Raw genomic sequence first — 740 nt, forward strand, 5'->3', positions numbered from 1 at the left:
TGTATAAGAGACAGATCGCAAGCTCACCGAAATGGCGGAAAGCAAGATCAACCTGCAGGCAGCCGAATAAGGCTGCAATCCGGCCGGCTGGTAACTCGGCCGGCCGGATTGCCGGTAGGTTCCATCCCGTCAGCGAGACGGGTCGACGCCCAGTGCCGCTGATTGCTTGCGCAGCGCCTCACCGTCATCCTGCGGCACATGCCGAGCAGACCCTGCGGTTTCCGTGTAGATGCGATACGCTACACAAGCGAACGCCACCATGAAAAGCAGACGGCCCATCCATCCTACTCCTTCGTTGCGGACTTCGTTTCGGCCATCCTCAGTACCCTCCGACGACGGGCAAGATCTCGCCGGTGATGTAGCTCGAGCAATGCGGCGAAGCGAGGAACACATAGGCCGGCGCGAGCTCTTCCGGTTGCGCTGGTCGTTTCATTGGCGTGTCGGCGCCGAATTTCGAGACGTCGTCAGCTTCCTTGTCCGACGGATTGAGCGGCGTCCACACCGGACCCGGTGCTACCGCATTCACCCTTATGCCCTTGCCGATGAGATTGCCCGACAGGGCCCGCGTGAAAGCATGGATGCCGCCCTTGGTCATCGAATAGTCGACCAGCTGTTTTGAACCGTCGATACCGGTTACCGAACCGGTGTTGATGATCGCCGAACCGGGTTTCATGTGCGGCACCGCTTCCTGCGCCATATGAAAATAGCCGTAAAGATTGGTCTTCAACGTCGTGTCGAAA

2 protein-coding genes are annotated in these 740 nt (G+C 59.1%); both read right to left on the minus strand.

Going from position 1 to position 740, the window contains the following annotated elements; all coding sequences use genetic code 11:
* Window positions 1–129: 129 nt before the first annotated feature.
* Window positions 130–279 (minus strand): hypothetical protein, encoded by a 150-nt coding sequence (locus EN914_RS37240; RefSeq protein WP_013531568.1) that lies wholly within the window; start codon window positions 277–279, stop codon window positions 130–132.
* 40 nt (window positions 280–319) lie between these two features.
* Window positions 320–740 (minus strand): SDR family oxidoreductase (locus EN914_RS37245; RefSeq protein WP_127389773.1); only part of this gene is annotated, 421 nt, incomplete at its 5' end.

This window comes from Mesorhizobium sp. M7A.F.Ca.CA.001.08.2.1, assembly GCF_003998455.1.
Lineage (GTDB): Bacteria > Pseudomonadota > Alphaproteobacteria > Rhizobiales > Rhizobiaceae > Mesorhizobium > Mesorhizobium ciceri.

Bases quoted from the DNA above. Each gene is read 5' to 3' on its own strand.
- EN914_RS37240 (WP_013531568.1), bottom strand. From the start codon at position 279: ATGGGCCGTCTGCTTTTCATGGTGGCGTTCGCTTGTGTAGCGTATCGC.